A 16713-nucleotide genomic window follows, 5' to 3' on the forward strand; every position below is an offset into this window, starting at 1 on the left:
CAGGTGGGCCGAGAGGAGGGCGGTGGGTCTGGGAGAGAGGGAGACGGCGAAGCTCCTCAACCACCTCTCGAACTTGGCCTTCGAGGCCATGTTGACGCTCCCCCACATAGAATATAAATCGCGGCCGTTAAGGGGCTGGTGATGAGTCCGCTGAGCGGCGACGATGAACGCTTTTTAGCCGTCTGAACACCTCCTCAGAAGCTCGACCCTCTGGGCCCCTCCCTCCGAGACCAGCCTCAGATAGCCGTATCGAGAGAGCTTGTGCAGATGTTTATGCAGAGTTGAGGCGGGCAGACCCAGCCGGCGCGCCAGCTCTGCCCTCTGCATACGGCCGCCCGCCTCCTCCAGAGCCCCCAGGATCAGCCGGTCGGTGTCGCCCAGATGGCCGCACCGATCGCCGCGCCTCCTGGCCAGCAACGCCGCCGAGGCTGCGACGGCTATGGCGGCCGCAATAAGCGCGATGGGCGCGACAGACGGCGCCCCGCCGGAGGGACCCGACGCGACGACCGTCGCGACGGCCGTCGGCGTGGATGTGCCGGTGTTCGCATAGCTCCCGGTCTGGGCCATGGACGTGGCGGCTGTAGGCGGAGCGGCCGTTCTGTTGGTCTTCGAGGTGATTATTTTAGCTGGATAAAATATAATAGATATATTATTAGCTTTTATAAATATGTATAGACCTGTTCTATTTATAGATATTAATGTATAGTTATTCGGGCTCAGCTCCGCGATTATGCCGGGCGGGATCGCCACCACCGCGCCGTCGGGCGCGCTGATAGATATCGAGTACGTTCCAGAGGCGTTGAGGAACTGCGGCACGTATTCGACGTAGGCTGGTTCGCCGTTTTGTAGCACGTAGAGCCTATCTTGAAGCACCCAGCAGGGTATCGGCGTGTTGTTGAGCCAGAAGGCCGCGACGGCCGAGGCGGGTTGCGCCGGCAGCGATACGTTGGAGAAGACGGCGGCTCCGAGGAATATGGCCAATAGGGGCGGCAACGTCAAGTTGAGCACTATCACGGCCCTATAATAGGGGGGCTATAAATAGCCTGTCAGCTCTTTTACCGCGCCCAGGGCTTCCGCGAGGCTTGAGGCGGCCCTATCGGGCTTTACGTCGGATAGATCTACGCCTAGCAACTCGCCGTATCTCCGGGCGGCCTTATGCCAATCCCCGACGAAGACGGTCCTCAGGCCGAACTTCTTGGGGAAATATACGTCGAACACGGGGTTGTCGCCTATCATTAAGGACGCCCCCTCGAAATACTCCCTGCAGTTCTTCACGCAGCCGTAGTCGTCAGAAGTCCTCAGCCCGACTATATATCTAGAGAAGCCGAGCGCCTCGACCACGATAGACTGGTATCTACGGAGCCCGTTCGTGGCTATCGCGGCCCTCAAGCCGAGGTCGTTGATTCCCCTCAAGAACTCGTACGCCCCGTCTATGACCGGGAAGCCAGCCACGTATTTAGCCAACACGTCCTCGATCCTCGGCGCCTCGTATATGCCGAAGCTGGAGGCGACCGACTCTATCAAGTACTGCCAATCGAAGGCCCTGGGGCTAAACCGCCTCATGAGCTGGTAGTGCAGGGCCTTCACCAAGCTCCAGAACTCGCCCGGCTGTATACCGATTTTACCTGCCATGGTGGCCGAGATCTCGTAGAACACGGGGTCCCAAGCCTCGAGCGGTATCAACGTCCCGTCGAGATCCACCAGGACCAAGCCCATGTGAGATTCCCCATCTAAAATATTGCGACGATAACGCCCTGCGCCAGAAGAGCCACCAGCGTGGCTCCAAAGGCGGCGAGCGAGCCCCTGCGGAATAGTTGCCACTTGCCGTCTATGCACAGGACCGAGAGGACTATTAGGAGGGCCGTCGTGAGCGCTACGCCGGCCAGCAGGACATACATTCCGCTTGATGCCAGCGCATAGGATAGGTAGGCCCCGACCGCGGACGAGGCCAGCGCGAGGTAGGCGCCGAGGCCCGCCGCCCGCTCTGGGCCTAGAACCATCGCGGCGGTCCTCACTCCAGCCGCCAGATCGCCCCGATAGTCTATGGCGGTCTTGACGAGCTCTCTGCCGAAGTTGGCGAGCAACGACGCCGCGAAGAGCAGCGCCAGATAGGCGTCTACGGCGCCCGCGGCCGCCATGCCGTACGGATAGACCATGGAGGTCAGGAAGGCCACTATGAAGTTGCCCACAAACGGTATGCGTTTGCCCCGCTCGTTGTAGAAAGCGCCGAGCGACGCCGCCGCTACGTATACAGCCAGGGCCTGCCAGGTCAGAAGGGACGCCAGCGCGAGGCCCGAGAGGTAGGACGCGACGGCCACGGCCTTGGCCGCCCCAAGGCTCACGGAGCCCGCCACCAGCGGCGCGTCCGGCCTATTTATTCTGTCCTCCTGCAGATTCGCTACGTCGTTATGGGCGAACATGCCGGCCTCGGCGAGAAACGCGCTGATGCCCACCAGAGCCGACGTCAGCGGGCTTCTGCCGCCGGCGATGAGGTAGGAGGCCACGCTCGATATTGCGGTCAAGACGCCGTGTTCCCCCCTGATGAGCCGCCAGTACTGGCGCACGCCGTCACCGACGCTAAGACTTATAAATAATCCTATACCCGCCCCCGTGGCGAGGCTTCACTACAGCATGTCGGACGAGGATGTGATACAGCTGGTCTTCGAGAAATACGGGGTGAAGATCTCCGAGGATCAAATAGCGAGGGCCTACGGCAACGAGTTCAGGATGTCGTGGAAGAAATCGGTCGAGGTGGGGCGCTTCATAAAATACATGACGTTGAGGCAGGCGAGGCAGTGGCTTGAGGACACGGTCAGCCTGAAGAAGCCGATACCCCTCAGAAGGTTCACCAAGAAGCAGGCCCACCACGCGACGCCCTGGGGCAACTGGCCTGTGGCCAAATGGCCCGTGAAGGTGGCGGAGAACTACCTAAGGGTGTTGGAGAATCTCGAGAACAACGCCAAGTTTAAGGGCCTCGACGTGGATAGAGTCGTGATAATACACGCGGCGGCGCATAGGGGCATAACCATCAGGAACTATATGCCGAGAGCTTTCGGCAGATCTACGCCGTGGAACGAGCAGACCGTGAACATAGAGATCATAGGCGTCGAGCTGCCCCAAGGCGTGGCGCCGAAGAGGCTTAAGCTCAAGGTGTTCAAGTAGCTGCCGTCGATATAAAAGTTATATATCACATAGTCCTCGGGGAAGCCATGCATATAGAGGTCAAGGACCCATCCCTAGTGGAGCGTCTCCGTAGGCTCCTCCCGAGGCCCGACGCGCCTTACGACGACGCCATCAAGCTCCTGTTGGAGCAGCCCTGCAAGATAAAGCTGATAGACGTGGCCAGGGAGGCCCTCAACGAGTTCGTCAACGACAAGCGGCTGTACGATCTATTTAAGAAGGCCGTGAAGGACTCGCTCGCCGAGCAGTTGCCCGAAGTCCTGCAGGAGATAAAGCCGGAGCTCATGGCCGAGGGATATGAGGGAGGCTGGGAGGCGGTGATAAACCAGGCCCTGAAGAGGCCGGATAAATGCCTCACGTTCTCGGAGGTGAGGAAATACTACGGTAAGAACCTCAACAGCGTGATGTTGAGACGGAAGGGCTTCATCCAGAGGGAACGAGGCATCTGGTGCTATCAAGGCGAGGCGCGCTCCTAGTTGCTGACCGACTCGATCCTTTTGGATATGGCCTGCCCCCAGCAGATCCCCAACGCCGAGTATCCGTCCGCGAGCCGGCTTGATACCCCTCAGTACCGGGCGCGTACACCGAAGTAACCAAGATATTCCCGCTCGCCAGACGCCGCGCTTCTCAGCACTTGGGTCGACTCCTCGAACCAGGCTGTCGCAGGCGGGGCCTCTGAGCATGCCGGCCTCGGCCAAAACCTCAGCCTATAATTTCGTCCCAGTCTAGCCCAGGCGCCTTGCCCACCTCCTAGAAGGGCCCACAAGCGGAAAGCCGTACTGCGCCCGCATCGATAGCTCGGCATCTATACGGTCCATGGGCGTTTTCCGCATAATTAATATAGGGAGCTGGTCTATGGCGTGAGGGCCCCCATTTTGAGGAAAGACAGGAAGGACGTCGTCGCTGAGCTGAGGGCCGAGCTGAAAAAGCCAGGGATAGTCGTGGTGCCGGGCGTCTACGACGTGATAACCGCCTTGCTCGCACAATCTATGGGCTTCAAAGCCGGCTACGTCTCTGGCGCAGCCGTGACGGCCTCTCTAGGGCTCCCCGACTTGGGCATAGTAACCATGGACGAGATGGTCCGCGTGGTTAGATATATAGCGTCCTCGGTAGATATGCCTCTTATAGTTGATATAGATACAGGTTACGGCGAGGCCCTCAACGTCGTGAGGGCCGTGGTCGAGTTCGAGAGGGCGGGCGCAGCCGGCGTCCAGATAGAGGATCAAGTGTTGCCCAAGAAATGCGGCCATCTCTCCGGCAAGGCCTTGGTCTCTCCCGACGAGATGGCGAAGAAGATAAAGGCCGCTGTCGAGGCGAGGCGCAACCCGGACTTCGTGATAGTGGCGAGGACCGATGCAAGAGGCGTCGCGGGATTCGACGACGCCGTGGAGAGGGCTCGGCTGTACCTAGAGGTCGGCGCCGACGTTATATTCCCCGAGGCTCTCGAGAGCGAGCAGGAATTCGCCGAATTCGCCAGGAGGGTAAAGGCCCCGTTGCTGGCCAACATGACGGAGTTCGGCAAATCGCCGTTGATCCCAGCCAAGAGGCTGGAGGAATATGGCTATAAGTTTGTCATATTCCCGGTAACTCTGCTCAGAGTGGCGCTGGGCGCCGTGAGGGATGCCCTGAGGACTATCGCCGAGCTGGGCACGCAGGAGCCCTTGGTGCCGAGGATGTTGACGCGGAAAGAGCTCTACGAGCTGATAGGCTATTACGACTACGAGGATTTCGACAAGAAGATCGCCGAGGAGGTCGACAGAAGGCTAGCTGTTAAATTAAGGCCCGATAAGGTCCATGGACAGGATAACTAAGGCGTTGGCCCAATACGCCGAATCCATAAATTACGACAGGCTGCCCACCGACGTAGTCCACGAGGTCAAGAGGAGGGTGTTGGACTCCCTGGCGGTCGCGTTCGCGGCCTACAACAACGAGCCCGTCGCGCTGGCGCGTAGAGCCATCTCGAGGGCCCAGTCCCAGTGGGGCGCCAGGGTGCTGGGCACTAGGTATAGGGTCGCCCCCGATTGGGCGGCCTTCGTCGACGGGCTGATGTTAAGATACCACGACTTTAACGACACATATCTCTCCAAGGAGCCCCTCCACCCCAGCGACATGATAGCGGCTGCCTTCTCGCTAGGCGACGTGCTGGGCTCCGACGGCAAGTCGGCAATTACGTCGATAGCCATCGGCTATGAGGCGGCCGTGTCTCTATGCGACGCGGCCAGCCTCAGAAAACACGGCTGGGATCACGTCAACTATCTGGGCGTAGGCAGCACGTTGGTCGCCAGCAAGCTGTTGGGGCTAGACAGCGAGAAGACGCAACACGCGCTCGCCATATATGCCGTCCCCCACGCCGCGATGCGGCAGACCCGCGTGGGGGAGCTGAGCATGTGGAAGGGCGCGGCCGCCGCAAACGCGACCAGAAACGCCGTATTCGCGGCCCTGTTGGCCGCCGAGGGGTTCACAGGCCCCTTCAAGCCGTTCGAAGGCGAGATGGGGTTCATAAGGCAGCTGCTATCGGGGGAATTCGACTACGGCCCTCTGGCGGAGATCGAGAGGCTGGTGCCGCCGCATAGAATTCTGGATACCTACATAAAGCCGTACCCAGTGGAGTACCACGCCCAGACGGCCGTCGAGGCCGCGTTGAGGCTCAGGGAGAAGGTGAGGGCTGAGGAGATAGAGAAGATAACCATAGAGACCTTCCAGGCCGCCTACGACATAATCGGGCCCAAGGACCCCGAGAAGTGGAACCCATACACGAAGGAGACCGCCGACCACTCGATAATGTGGGTAACCGCCGCCGCGTTGCTCTACGGCCCCATAACTATAGACAGCTATGAGAACATCAGAGACCCGCAGATCCTCTCCCTCATGAAGAAGATGGAGGTGAGGGTCGACCCGGAGCTCGACAAGATGTATCCCAAGGCCCATCCCAACAGGATAACCGTCGTCGCGAAGAGCGGAGCGCGATACACAGAACAAGTGGACTACGCCAAAGGCCATCCGAAGAATCCGCTGAGCGACAGGGAGCTCGAGGAGAAGTTCCTCGCGAACACCAGGAGAGTTCTGCCGAGCCGTCTACAGAGAGAGGTCGTGGAGTTCGTGTGGCATCTGGAGGACAGAAATATGGCAGAGCTACTGGATCTGTTGGCCAGCTAGGCTTTTTCGGCGCGCCAGTCGGTCAGAGAGACGACCTTCCTGCCCTTTAGCCCCATCACGTATGCGGTGGCCGACAGAGCCGCCGCCACTCCCTGCGCAGCGGCTATGACGGCCTGCTTGTAGGGGTATTGTATCACGTCGCCTGCGGCGAAGACGCCCGGCGTCTTTGTCCTGCCCTCCCAGTCGGCAATTATCTCGCCCCTATCGTTGAGGTCGACCAGATGCCTGACGAAGTCGGTCTTGGTGACGTAGCCGACCTCGACGAACACGGCGGCTACCTTCAGCTCCTGTACCTCGCCCGTCTTTCTATTCTTGACGGCGACCGCCTCGACCTTGTTGGCGCCCTTTATCTCGACCACCTCGCTGTTGGGCACCAAGACCGCCCTGCCGGCGCCGAGCACTGTCGACAAGAACTCCTCGTCCTGTATCGGCCTCTCCCCGGGGAATATCCAGTAGAACCTATTCGAGGTTGAGGAGAGAATGGTGGCGGGCTCTCTGGCCAAGTCGCCCCAGCTCACGAGCGCCACGTCTTGCCCCTTGAAGAACGGGGCGTCGCATATGGTGCAGTAGGAGACGCCCTTGTTCTTAAGCTTCGCCTCCCCCGGCACTCCCAATTCCCTCGGGGTCTTCCCGAACGCGAGTATTACGGCCAGCGTCCTATACTCATCGCCGCCGTAGGTCTTGACCTTGAAGATATTCCCCTCCTTCTCCACGCCGGTGACCTCGTCGAATATGACCTCGGCGCCGAACCGCTCGGCCTGTTGATGCACCCTGGCCACAAGCTCGGGACCCGATATCTTCATTATGGCCGGGTAGTTCTCGACCAACGTGGTCATGTTCAGCTGACCCCCCACGTCCTTCGCCACTACGAGAGTCCTAAGCCTCTGCCTCGCCGCGTACAGCGCGGCTGAGAATCCAGCTATTCCGCCTCCCACCACGACGACGTCGTAGTCGGCGTTCATGGACGTGTAGACGATGCGCAGTTAAGAAGTTAATGTCCGCAGACCCCAGCCGGGCCGCCCGGACGGCCCCCTAATGCCCCCCGTCCTGGGCCTGCTTGATCTTGCCTATACGTTCCTCCAGGGCCTTGAGGAGGTGTTGGTCGTCCTTCTCGTCGTTGGGGTACATGTACACCTCCTGCTCGGGCCTCACGCCGCCTCTCTCCTCGACGAAGTAGATGAGCCGGATTGGGTAGTCGTAGCCGGCCTTGCGGTACAGCATCCTCATGACCTTAGCCGCGAATGACCACTCGGCCTTCACCCTCCACTCGCCCCTCTTGAGGATGTGGCTCTTCAGCTCCACGATCTCCCTCCTGCCGTCCTCGTAGGATATGAGGAAATCGGCTTGGGCCGTCAGGACGGCGTCGCCTATCTTGGCCACCACAGGCGGCGCCTCCGAGACCTCCCTCACCCTCTTCGCCCAGGGGATCAACATCCTTATCTTGTTGAAGGCGCCGGAGTGGGGCTCGCCGTAGCTCTCTATGAAGGTCTTTAACGCCGCCACGGCGTCTTTCGCCTTAAGCAACATCAAGACTGCCCTCTCGAAGGCTCTGCCGTACCTAGAGCTAAGCTCGTCCGGCTTGGGCAAGCCCAAGGCGTCGCTGAGCCTCAGCCTCAATCTGCGTAGCGACATACCCAACTAGGGATATCTATATAAAAAGGTTACTATAGATCCTCGGTGTATAACGTACTGGATCTATTCGCTGGAGGCGGAGGATTTTCGAGGGGGTTTGTAGATGCCGGCTTTAGGGCTGTGGTGGGGGTGGAAATCGACGCAGATGCGGCGAGGACGTACAGCTATAACTTCCCCGGCGCCGTCGTCCTGGAGGAGGACGTAGCCGCGATAACCTATAGGGATGTGGAAAGACATGGCGGCAGGATCGATATAGTGATAGGCGGGTCGCCCTGCGAGCCGTTTACGGCCACTAACCCGAGACGTATGGAGGATCCGCTGGACAGGCTCTACACGGATCCCCTCGGCCAGTTGACTCTCCACTTCATAAGGCTTGTCGGCGAGCTGCAGCCCAAGGTATTCGTGCTGGAGAACGTGCCCGGCATAGCCCAAGGCCCGCTGAGGGAGGCCCTGGAGAGGGAGTTCAAGAGGGTGGGCTTTGATGAGATATATTTCAATATTTTATTTGCAGAAGACCATGGAGTACCTAGCCATAGAGAAAGAGTATTTGTCTCTAACATAAAAATTACGCCCAGACGGGGCAAGCCGATGACGGTTAGACAAGCCCTAGCCGGCTTGCCGCCCGTGGATTCCGGCCTCCCGAACCACGAGACCGTGACGTTGAGCGCGTCGAAGGCGGAAAGGATAGCCGCCGTGAGGCCCGGAGAGGCGTTGATGAAATTCAGAGGGGCTTCTGGCACGTACGGAAACTACATAAGGCTCAGATGGGACGAGCCGGCCCCCACGGTGATGGGCAGCAGGCGGTTCATACATCCCGAGGAGAACAGGTTGCTCACGGTGAGGGAGCAGGCGAGGCTGATGGGCTTCCCCGACCACCACGTCTTCTTCGGGCCCAAGGACTCCCAGTTCAACCAAGTCGGCGAGGCCGTCCCGCCTCCGCTGGCGCAAGCCATCGCCGAGTACATCAAAGATATATTGCACTGACGCCTCTCCGCAGTGCCCACGGTCGTCTGTCCGATATGCGGGCGGCCTACGGATAGGCTCGTGGAGGGCATGTGCGAGAGTTGCTACCTGGAGAGACACCCAGTCCTCGAGATCAAGAGGTTCAACGTGGTCAAGTGCAGGTACTGCGGGGCGCTGTACGTTAGGGGGCGCTGGATAAGGCCGGGCAGAGAGAGCGAGAGAGCTCTGCTGGAGAGACTGCTCAGAGACAGCGTCAAGGCCGGCGGCAGGTTGCTCTCAGTGGACGTGGAGGCCAGCGGCGATAAGGTGGTCTACAGAATATCGGGCGTGGGGTCGCCCCACGAGCTCATAGAGCCGCGCCGGTTCTCGGCGCAATACATCGCCGACGTGGTCCTGGACGTGTGTCCCGACTGCAGGAGGAACATCTGGGGCTCTGAGAGAGGCCTCCTGAGGATCAAGGGGTTCCCCGACGAGCTCGACGACAGGGATTTCGTCAAGATAGAGTCCATCTTGGAACATATAGCCTTCGAGGCGAGGGGCAAGAACCTCGGCTCGGTGATATCGGTGGAGCGCGTGGGCAGATCCCTAGAGATATCCACCACGGAGCCTAGGCTGGCCAGGCACATGGCCCATAGAATACACGAGATAGTCCCCAGCGACTACGTAGAGAGCTATAAGAAGTTGGGGAGGAGGAAAGACAGGGAGATCTACCACTACACGGCAACGGTCTATATAATAACCGTCAAGAAGGGCGATGTGGTGAAGAGGGGGTCTAGCCACTACCTAGTCCTCGACGTTGGGCGCGACGGCGTTTACGTCGTGGATATATCGAGCGGCGGCCGCGCGAGGATTCCGCTCCATCGATTCACCGAGGTTAAGACCGAGAGGATCGGGACGGGCGTGAAGGGCGAGGTGAGGGGCGGCGTGTTCGCCGACACCGAGGGCAGAATAGAGGTGGACGCCGGCGGCTCCAGAGACGGCGCGGCGTATTACGTGGAGATAGGCGATAGGCGCTATATAGTTCCAATCTAGACGTAGCATTGCTTTAATACAGTTCTGGCGGTCCTTGCCATGTATCCAAACATAGTGATCCGAGCCGCGCTGGAGAGCGATGTAGATGCTCTGGCCGACCTGATAGCCCGCCTGAAGAGGCTCAACGGCGAGTTCGACCCCCTGCTTAAGCCGGCCGAAAACCTACTTGCGGCGTCCAAGGAATACGTGAAGTCGAAAATATCGTCCCCCAGCTCCGTCGTGCTTGTCGCCGAGGTGGACGGCAGAGCCGTAGGGGTTATAGTGGGCGACGTCGAGGACCGGCTCTTCTACGAGCCGAGGATGGCGGGCATAATAAGGGAGTTTTACGTGCTGCCGGAGTTTAGACGCAAGGGTCTGGGCAAGAGGATGATGTCGGAGGCCATGGACGCCCTGAGGCGCAAGGGCGCGCAGATGATCATGGCCGACTTCCCCGCTCTCAATGAAATAGCTATAGAATTCTATAAAAAGATGAACTTTAGACCTATTGAATCTATATATGCAAAAGAGGTATAGTTTTTAGAGCTCAGTTTTTATTATCTCGGCGACCTTTTCGGCGAACTCCTGGGTGCCTAGAACCTCCTTTACTACCTTCCTCTCCTCTTCGGTCATCTGCCTGGCCAGATCGCCGGTGAAGTAGCCCGCCTCGTAGGTCTTGCTGACGCCCTTAAGTATCATGTCGGCGGCCTCCCTCCATCCGATGAATCTGAAGAGCAGTTCAAGCGCCAGAATGGTGGCTGTAGGATTGACGTAGTTCTTGCCGGTGTACTTGGGGGCCGTGCCGTGGACCGGCTCGGCCATCATCCCCCAATCCCCTACGTCTATGCCGGGCGCTACGCCGAGGCCGCCCACCAAGCCGGCGGCCTCGTCGCTTACGTAGTCGCCGTTTAGGTTGGGCGCGAGAATCACGTCGTACTCCCCGGTGCGGGTGAGGAGTTGCTGGAGCATATTGTCGGCGATTCTGTCGTTGACGAGGACCTTGCCGGGCGGCACCTTCCCGCCGTACTGCGGCAGCTCCTCCTCGAGCACCACGTGGTCTCTGAACTCGGTCCTAGCGAGCTCGTAGGCCCAGTCCCTGAAGGCGCCCTCGGTGTACTTCTGGATATTGCCCTTATGCATTATGGTTACCGACCTCCTCTTGTTCTCGATCGCGAACTTCAACGCCAACCTCGCTATCCTCTGGGTGCCGAACTTGCTTATGGGCTTTATGCCTATCCCCGCGTCGTCTCTGATGTTCACCTTCAGCTCTCTCCTCAAGAAGTCGCGGAGCTTGGCCGCCTCAGGCGCGTTCCAAGGCCACTCTATGCCCATATACACATCCTCGGTGTTTTCCCTGAATATAACGAGGTCCACCTTCTCCGGGTTCTTGAGGGGCGACGGCAGGCCCGGGAAATACTTCACAGGCCTTATATTCGCGTATAGGTCGAATATCTGCCTAAGCGTCACGTTCAAGCTCCGGAAGCCGCCGCCCACCGGAGTCTCCAGAGGAGCCTTCAGGAACACCCTGACCTTCTTGAGGACCTCCACGCTCTGGTCGGGCAACCTGCTCCCCAACAGCTTCTCCGCCTTGGAGCCCACAAGGACCTCGTACCACAGCACCCTGCGGGCTTTGCCGTACGCCTTCTCGACAGCGGCGTTGGCGACCTTTATAGCGGCGTAGGCCACCTCGGGCCCCGTCCCGTCGCCCTCTATGTAGCCTACCACGAGCCTATCCGGCACCTTGAGCTGGCCGGGCCCTGTGTAGACGACGTACTCGCCCTCGATAGGATCGGCGTACTTTCCGGCGTAGGCCTGTAGGTTGGGTATCTGCGACTTTATCTTCTCTAGGTAATCTGACATGACGGAAATCGTTTCGCTCTTTTAAATTCTTATCTTTCGTCTAGTGTGTCTCGAGTTAAACGACAAGATAGCATGGAGAGCTCAATATAAATAACTAGCATTATAAAAATGTATTTTTCTAGGAAATAACGAAGAATTTTCATATTTATCGAATCGTACTAACTAAATATATAAAGCTCATGGCCGAGTAGGCCAATAACCATACGCATGGGGCCTAGGCCGAGAGTTAAACATGCCGGCCCGGAGAAGCCCTAATATATCCGTTGCATAGACGTATGTGCCCGCCAATCTGCCTGCCGAGGCTAGGGCCAAGTGGCTGAAGGTCGTAGAGGCCAAGACGCCGGAGGAGAAGATTAGGGCCATGGAGGAGTTCCTCTCGTCCGTGCCTAGACATAAGGGCACGGAGAAGCTCATCAAATTCGTAAGGCGCAGGATGGCCGAGCTGAGGCGGGAGACGGAGGAGCGTAGGGCCAAGGAGCGCGGCGTACGCGGCGGTGGCGGGCACTATGTGAAGAAAGACGGCGACGTCCAGCTGGTCGTCGTAGGTCCGCCGAGCGGCGGGAAGACCGCTCTGCTTAAATGCCTCACGTCGGCGCCCCTGGAGCCGGACGAGGTGCCCTTCAGCACGGTCGAGCCCGTCCCTGCTATGTTTGTCGAGGATAATGTATATATACAGTTGATAAAAGCGCCCAGCCTGGTTCTCGGCGATCCTTCAAGCGATATAAATTCGTCGGCGTACGCCCTCGCGAGAAACGCAGACGGCCTCCTCCTGGTGTTGAGGGCCGACATGGAGCCCAGGAAGACCCTCGACGCCGTGATCAAGCTTTTCGACGACGCCGGAATATCGATCTATAGGCCTAGGACCATGGTGAGGATAGAGCGTAGGGGGCTCGGCGGGATACAGATAGTGGGCCGCCTCAAGGACGCCACCCTCGATGACGTCAAGAGGCTTCTCCACGAATATGGAATACACCACGCGGCCGTCTACATAGAGGGCGAGGCGACCCTAGACGACGTGGAGGACGCCGTCTTCTCGGAGCATCTCTACAAGCCGACCATAGCGGTGCTCTCAGGCCGCGACGAGGAGGCCGAGGCGGCTCTGAGGGACCTCGGCATTGCCTACCTCAACGTGGACCTGCCCAGATGCGAGATAGACAGGGGCCGCCTCCTGTCGCTCGCGCTGAAGTCCCTAGGCCTCATGAGGGTCTTCACGAAGCAGATACATAGCGACGGCTATACGCCCAAGCCCCTCGTGGTGAGGGAGGGCAGCACCGTCGGAGATGTGGCGAAGCTCATACACAGCTCGCTCTACGAGAACTTCAAGTACGCCGTGGTGTGGCGCCGCGAGGCCTACCCCAAATGGCCCAAGAGGGTGGGGCTGGAGTATAGGCTTAAGGACGGCGACGTGGTGGAGATACATGCCTGAAGACGAATGCGCCAGAAGGCTGAAGGAGCTTGAGGAGAGGGTGGAGGCCCTGGAGGGGCTGGTCAACCTAGCCCTAGAGGAGCTGAGGGATATAAGGAGCCTCTTGGAGCAGAGAGGCGGCGCGGCGAGGGCGCGTGACGAGGGCGGACATCCCCTGCTCAGAGCCATAGAGGAGAGGAAGTTCCTTGACACCAAGGAGATCCGCTCCAAGAACGCCTTGAGGGCGCTCCTCGAGCGGGGCGTGGTGGTATTACTCAGAGATGAGGGGGCCAACAGGGAGGTCGCGACGACCAAGAAGATCGTGTCCGATTTATTAAGCCGCCTACCGCTAGATGTGGAGAAGGCCGAGAGCCTCGGGGAGAGGGAATACGAGCTGTTGGAGATCCTCAACAGACTCGGCTACGTAATAAAGAAGGACAATAAATACGTGGCGACGCAGCTGGCCGAGGAGTTTAGGACATGAGCGAGCTCTTCTGGTTCGAGAAGTATAGGCCTCGCTCCTTTGAGGAGGTGGTCGACCTGGAGGAGGTCAAGGCCAGGCTTAGGGAGTTCGCCAGGGCCGGCAACATGCCGCACCTCATCTTCTACGGCCCCCCGGGCACGGGCAAGACGACGATGGCGCTCGTGCTGGCGAGGGAGCTGTACGGCGCAGCCTGGCGCGAGAACACGCTGGAGCTCAACGCCTCGGACGAGAGGGGCATAAACGTGATCAGGGAGAGGGTGAAGGAGTTCGCCAGGACGGCCCCGGCCGGAAAGGCGCCGTTCAAGCTGGTCGTCCTCGACGAGGCCGACAACATGACCTCGGACGCCCAGCAAGCCCTGAGGAGGATAATGGAGATGTACGCAAACACCACAAGGTTCATACTGCTGGCAAACTACGTATCCGGCATAATCGAGCCCATACAGTCGAGATGCGCCATATTCAGGTTCTCCCCTCTGCCCAAGGAGGCGGTTACGTCTAGGCTGAAATTCATAGCGGAGCAGGAAGGCGTCAAGGCCTCGCAGGAGGCGCTGGACGCGATATTCGATTTCACGCAGGGCGATATGAGGAGGGCAATAACGGCGCTTCAGATAGCCAGCTCCATGACCAAATCCGTAGACGAGGAGGCCGTCGCCAAGGCCCTCGGCTACGTCAGCCCGTCCATGTTGCGCCAGATAATCGCCGAGGCCGTAGGCGGCAGCTTCAGCAAGGCCATGTCGCAGATATATGGACTGGTGGCCGACGGCGGAGTAGGCGAGCTGGAGCTCGTGAGGCAGATCCACCGCGAGGTCCTCAGGCTAGACGTCCCGGAGCACCTAAAGCCGGACCTCGCGTTCGAGGTGGGGAGGTCTCATTACGCGATCCTGCGTGGCGCAAATGGTTTACTTCAAATATATGGATTATTAGCAAAAATAAGGAAGACAATTAATACATATAAGAAAAGTTAAATATAATATAGCATAAATAAAATAATTATACTAAATAAACGAAAAATTTATATATGGATAAACTATTTATAAGGGATGTCTTCCCAGTCCGGCTCCCAAGGCGTGCCCCACAAGCTCCGAGTGGCCAAAAGTACCGATGGATATTTAAGCTTGATCACGGAGACCGGAGAGCCGTATATATGTCCCGTTTGCGGAAACGATAAGTTCGTCTACAACTATGAGAGAGGCGAAATTGTATGCGTCGTCTGCGGCACCGTGATCTCGGAGAACTTGGTCGATCTAGGCCCCGAATGGCGAGCCTTCACCAATGAGGAGAAGGGACAGAGGGCGCGTACAGGCGCGCCCATAACGCGTCTGGTCTCGGAGGCCTTGACCACGGTCATCGACTGGAGGGATAAGGACGTCTCGGGGAAGGAGCTAGACCTCAGGCGGAAGCTGGAGGTCATAAGGCTGAGGAAGTGGCAGACCAGGGCCCGCGTGCAGACCTCCTACGAGCGCAACTTCGTCCAGGCTGCGCAGGAGCTGGAGAGGCTCAAGAGCTCCATGGGGGTGCCGAGGCCCTGCGTGGAGCAGGCGCTGGAGATCTACAGACAGGCGTTGGAGAAGGAGCTCGTCAGAGGGCGGTCGGTGGAGGCCATGGCGGCCGCCGCGCTGTATATGGCCTGCAGGATGCTCAAGACGCCCAGACCTCTCGACGAGCTCATGAGGTTCACCAAGGCCTCCAGGAGGGAGGTCGCCAGATGCTACAGGTTGTTGTTACGCGAGCTGAACGTCAGAGTGCCCATAAGCGACCCGGTGCTGTATATATCTAGAGTGGCTGAGCAGCTCAAGCTGACAGGCGACGTCGTCAAGACCGCCATCGAGATAATAAACAAGGCCAAGAAGGCCGGCTTGACCGCGGGCAAGGACCCGGCGGGTCTTGCCGCCGCGGCTGTCTACATAGCCTCTCTGCTGCACGGCGACAATAGGACCCAGAAGGATTTCGCCATAGCGGCCGGCGTGACCGAGGTCACTGTCAGGAATAGATACAAGGAGTTGGCGAAGGCGCTCGATATAAAGATACCCATCAAATGATCATAAAGAGCGACGACCTAGTGACGGTAAAGCCGGCGGAGGTGCCGCTCAACAGCGGCCATGTGGTCATGTACTTGCGTAAACAGATCGTCGAGATGTCAGACGGCGAGCTCGTCGGCCTGGCCAGAGACGTAAAGGAGCTGATAGCCAAGATGAAGCGCGCCTACAGGCCGGAGGCATACAACGTGGTGCTGTGGGACGACAAGGTGGAGATAGTGCCTCGCTGGTGCGGCGACGTGAGCTTCAATGCCTTCTACGGGCTTAAGACCACTCCGCAGACTCCTTCGATGATTTTTGAATCATATAGATGAATATCACGTTAGATTTAATTTTCTTTATTTTTATTTTTAGTATAGGTTTATATGTTGTTTACAAGATTGAGCATGATGTAAAGATCTTGAGGATCCTGAAGGCCTATCCCGTAGCGGCGAAGGTGAAGGGCGAGGGCCTTATCGACTTCTCCAACCTATCGGTTCTGATCAGGGATTACGACATAGAGTACTCGGTGGATGGGCCTGTCGACGTGGAGAGGGTGGGCGAGGGCGTATATAGGATAAGGGCCAAGTCGGGCGGCCGGGTGACGTTCAGGATAGTGGCTTACGGGAACTTCGACGAATACTCCGTGGAGAAGACCGTGGAGGTGCTAGGCGGATAGGGTGCGCGACAGCCTGAACACCTCGACGTCCCACGCCACGGCCGCCAGATAGAACGCTATATATGGGGCGGTGTCCCCGGCGATGGCGCCAGCTATGCCGGCCAGAGACGACAGGGCGAGCACGAGGCCCACGGAATCCACAAGCGCGATGAGGGGCACTATGACCACGTAGATCTCGGGCTCCCTCGCTATGGAGAGCACTAGGGAGGCTATGGCCGTTATCACTATGCCCACGACGGCTACTGGGTCCAACAAGAGCGTGGCGAAATATATCGCCAATACGGCGACGAATCTATATATGGCCAGGGATGCCAACAGCCTCTGCACGTCG

The 16713-nt window shown here is 58.7% G+C and carries 20 protein-coding genes; 13 read left to right on the plus strand and 7 right to left on the minus strand.

Translation table 11 applies throughout. The features are described 5' to 3' along the window. Window positions 1-174 precede the first annotated feature (174 nt). The 3 genes from B7L68_RS04100 to B7L68_RS04110 are packed head-to-tail and all read right to left on the minus strand — an operon-like array spanning window position 175 to window position 2564. Window positions 175-1014 carry a helix-turn-helix domain-containing protein gene (locus B7L68_RS04100; RefSeq protein WP_081246421.1) on the minus strand — a complete coding sequence of 280 codons (840 nt, stop codon included), beginning with the start codon at window positions 1012-1014 and terminating at the stop codon, window positions 175-177. An 18-nt stretch (window positions 1015-1032) separates the two neighbouring features. Continuing rightward, window positions 1033-1716, minus strand: coding sequence for an HAD family hydrolase (locus B7L68_RS04105; RefSeq protein ID WP_081246422.1), 684 nt, complete (start codon window positions 1714-1716; stop codon window positions 1033-1035). Window positions 1717-1730: 14 nt separating this feature from the next. Then, window positions 1731-2564 (minus strand): geranylgeranylglycerol-phosphate geranylgeranyltransferase, encoded by an 834-nt coding sequence (locus tag B7L68_RS04110; RefSeq protein ID WP_081246423.1) that lies wholly within the window; start codon window positions 2562-2564, stop codon window positions 1731-1733. A gap of 67 nt (window positions 2565-2631) precedes the next feature. Here B7L68_RS04110 and B7L68_RS04115 point away from each other — a divergent pair, with 67 nt between their 5' ends. The 4 genes from B7L68_RS04115 to B7L68_RS04130 all read left to right on the plus strand — a co-directional run bounded on the left by B7L68_RS04115 (window position 2632) and on the right by B7L68_RS04130 (window position 6336). Then, window positions 2632-3162 (plus strand): 50S ribosomal protein L22, encoded by a 531-nt coding sequence (locus tag B7L68_RS04115; protein WP_238136321.1) that lies wholly within the window; start codon window positions 2632-2634, stop codon window positions 3160-3162. Window positions 3163-3209: 47 nt separating this feature from the next. Next, a complete protein-coding gene (locus B7L68_RS04120; RefSeq protein ID WP_081246424.1) occupies window positions 3210-3656 on the plus strand; it encodes a hypothetical protein in 447 nt (148 codons plus the stop codon). Window positions 3657-4040: 384 nt separating this feature from the next. Further along, window positions 4041-4991, plus strand: a complete 951-nt coding sequence (prpB, locus tag B7L68_RS04125) for a methylisocitrate lyase (RefSeq protein WP_081246425.1) — start codon at window positions 4041-4043, stop codon at window positions 4989-4991. Further along, window positions 4975-6336 carry an MmgE/PrpD family protein gene (locus tag B7L68_RS04130; protein ID WP_081246426.1) on the plus strand — a complete coding sequence of 454 codons (1362 nt, stop codon included), beginning with the start codon at window positions 4975-4977 and terminating at the stop codon, window positions 6334-6336. Before prpB ends, B7L68_RS04130 begins: the two co-directional genes overlap by 17 nt. On the opposite strand, the gene B7L68_RS04135 is transcribed toward B7L68_RS04130, so the two are convergent. Both B7L68_RS04135 and B7L68_RS04140 read right to left on the minus strand, forming a co-directional pair. Beyond that, window positions 6333-7298, minus strand: a complete 966-nt coding sequence (locus B7L68_RS04135; protein WP_081246427.1) for an NAD(P)/FAD-dependent oxidoreductase — start codon at window positions 7296-7298, stop codon at window positions 6333-6335. The genes B7L68_RS04130 and B7L68_RS04135 overlap by 4 nt on opposite strands. 70 nt (window positions 7299-7368) lie before the next feature. Further along, window positions 7369-7968 (minus strand): hypothetical protein, encoded by a 600-nt coding sequence (locus B7L68_RS04140; RefSeq protein WP_081246428.1) that lies wholly within the window; start codon window positions 7966-7968, stop codon window positions 7369-7371. Between the two features lie 45 nt (window positions 7969-8013). On the opposite strand from B7L68_RS04140, the gene B7L68_RS04145 reads away from it, so the two are divergent. Genes B7L68_RS04145 through B7L68_RS04155 form a run of 3 tightly spaced genes read left to right on the plus strand, consistent with a single transcriptional unit; the run spans window position 8014 to window position 10476 of the window. After that, a complete protein-coding gene (locus B7L68_RS04145) occupies window positions 8014-8952 on the plus strand; it encodes a DNA cytosine methyltransferase (protein WP_081246429.1) in 939 nt (312 codons plus the stop codon). 12 nt (window positions 8953-8964) lie between these two features. Then, window positions 8965-9963: an NMD3-related protein gene (locus B7L68_RS04150; protein ID WP_081246430.1), complete on the plus strand. Its 999-nt coding sequence runs from the start codon at window positions 8965-8967 to the stop codon at window positions 9961-9963. 39 nt (window positions 9964-10002) lie between these two features. Continuing rightward, window positions 10003-10476: a GNAT family N-acetyltransferase gene (locus B7L68_RS04155; RefSeq protein ID WP_081246431.1), complete on the plus strand. Its 474-nt coding sequence runs from the start codon at window positions 10003-10005 to the stop codon at window positions 10474-10476. Between the two features lie 3 nt (window positions 10477-10479). Here B7L68_RS04155 and B7L68_RS04160 read toward each other — a convergent pair whose 3' ends face one another. Beyond that, window positions 10480-11799, minus strand: a complete 1320-nt coding sequence (locus tag B7L68_RS04160; RefSeq protein WP_081246432.1) for an NADP-dependent isocitrate dehydrogenase — start codon at window positions 11797-11799, stop codon at window positions 10480-10482. A 277-nt stretch (window positions 11800-12076) separates the two neighbouring features. On the opposite strand from B7L68_RS04160, the gene B7L68_RS04165 reads away from it, so the two are divergent. From B7L68_RS04165 to B7L68_RS04190, 6 genes are all read left to right on the plus strand, one after another. Beyond that, window positions 12077-13225, plus strand: a complete 1149-nt coding sequence (locus B7L68_RS04165) for a TGS domain-containing protein (RefSeq protein ID WP_081246433.1) — start codon at window positions 12077-12079, stop codon at window positions 13223-13225. After that, on the plus strand, window positions 13218-13688 hold the full coding sequence (locus tag B7L68_RS04170; RefSeq protein WP_081246434.1) for a hypothetical protein: 471 nt from the start codon (window positions 13218-13220) through the stop codon (window positions 13686-13688). Before B7L68_RS04165 ends, B7L68_RS04170 begins: the two co-directional genes overlap by 8 nt. Beyond that, window positions 13685-14653, plus strand: a complete 969-nt coding sequence (locus tag B7L68_RS04175) for a replication factor C small subunit (RefSeq protein ID WP_081246435.1) — start codon at window positions 13685-13687, stop codon at window positions 14651-14653. Before B7L68_RS04170 ends, B7L68_RS04175 begins: the two co-directional genes overlap by 4 nt. Before the next feature lie 75 nt (window positions 14654-14728). Further along, on the plus strand, window positions 14729-15727 hold the full coding sequence (locus tag B7L68_RS04180; RefSeq protein ID WP_081246436.1) for a transcription initiation factor IIB: 999 nt from the start codon (window positions 14729-14731) through the stop codon (window positions 15725-15727). After that, entirely contained in the window at window positions 15724-16038 is a 315-nt protein-coding gene (locus tag B7L68_RS04185) for an HIT family protein (protein ID WP_081246437.1), read from the plus strand. The genes B7L68_RS04180 and B7L68_RS04185 overlap by 4 nt, the downstream gene beginning before the upstream one ends. 86 nt (window positions 16039-16124) lie before the next feature. Beyond that, complete coding sequence (locus B7L68_RS04190) at window positions 16125-16382, plus strand: hypothetical protein (protein ID WP_238136319.1); 258 nt, start codon at window positions 16125-16127, stop codon at window positions 16380-16382. Here the strand turns inward: B7L68_RS04190 and B7L68_RS04195 are convergent. After that, a complete protein-coding gene (locus tag B7L68_RS04195) occupies window positions 16371-16709 on the minus strand; it encodes a BphX family protein (RefSeq protein WP_081246462.1) in 339 nt (112 codons plus the stop codon). The two genes, B7L68_RS04190 and B7L68_RS04195, sit on opposite strands and share 12 nt — an antisense overlap. Window positions 16710-16713: the final 4 nt, after the last annotated feature.

The organism is Thermoproteus sp. CP80 (genome assembly GCF_002077075.2).
Lineage (GTDB): Archaea > Thermoproteota > Thermoprotei > Thermoproteales > Thermoproteaceae > Thermoproteus.

Excerpts from the sequence above, each read along its gene's own strand:
- B7L68_RS04120 (WP_081246424.1), top strand. The coding sequence starts at position 3,210 with ATGCATATAGAGGTCAAGGACCCATCCCTAGTGGAGCGTCTCCGTAGG.
- B7L68_RS04105 (WP_081246422.1), bottom strand. The coding sequence starts at position 1,716 with ATGGGCTTGGTCCTGGTGGATCTCGACGGGACGTTGATACCGCTCGAG.
- B7L68_RS04155 (WP_081246431.1), top strand. The coding sequence starts at position 10,003 with ATGTATCCAAACATAGTGATCCGAGCCGCGCTGGAGAGCGATGTAGAT.
- B7L68_RS04170 (WP_081246434.1), top strand. The coding sequence starts at position 13,218 with ATGCCTGAAGACGAATGCGCCAGAAGGCTGAAGGAGCTTGAGGAGAGG.
- B7L68_RS04115 (WP_238136321.1), top strand. The coding sequence starts at position 2,632 with ATGTCGGACGAGGATGTGATACAGCTGGTCTTCGAGAAATACGGGGTG.
- B7L68_RS04140 (WP_081246428.1), bottom strand. The coding sequence starts at position 7,968 with ATGTCGCTACGCAGATTGAGGCTGAGGCTCAGCGACGCCTTGGGCTTG.
- B7L68_RS04180 (WP_081246436.1), top strand. The coding sequence starts at position 14,729 with ATGTCTTCCCAGTCCGGCTCCCAAGGCGTGCCCCACAAGCTCCGAGTG.
- B7L68_RS04175 (WP_081246435.1), top strand. The coding sequence starts at position 13,685 with ATGAGCGAGCTCTTCTGGTTCGAGAAGTATAGGCCTCGCTCCTTTGAG.
- B7L68_RS04135 (WP_081246427.1), bottom strand. The coding sequence starts at position 7,298 with ATGAACGCCGACTACGACGTCGTCGTGGTGGGAGGCGGAATAGCTGGA.
- B7L68_RS04185 (WP_081246437.1), top strand. The coding sequence starts at position 15,724 with ATGATCATAAAGAGCGACGACCTAGTGACGGTAAAGCCGGCGGAGGTG.
- B7L68_RS04130 (WP_081246426.1), top strand. The coding sequence starts at position 4,975 with ATGGACAGGATAACTAAGGCGTTGGCCCAATACGCCGAATCCATAAAT.
- B7L68_RS04160 (WP_081246432.1), bottom strand. The coding sequence starts at position 11,799 with ATGTCAGATTACCTAGAGAAGATAAAGTCGCAGATACCCAACCTACAG.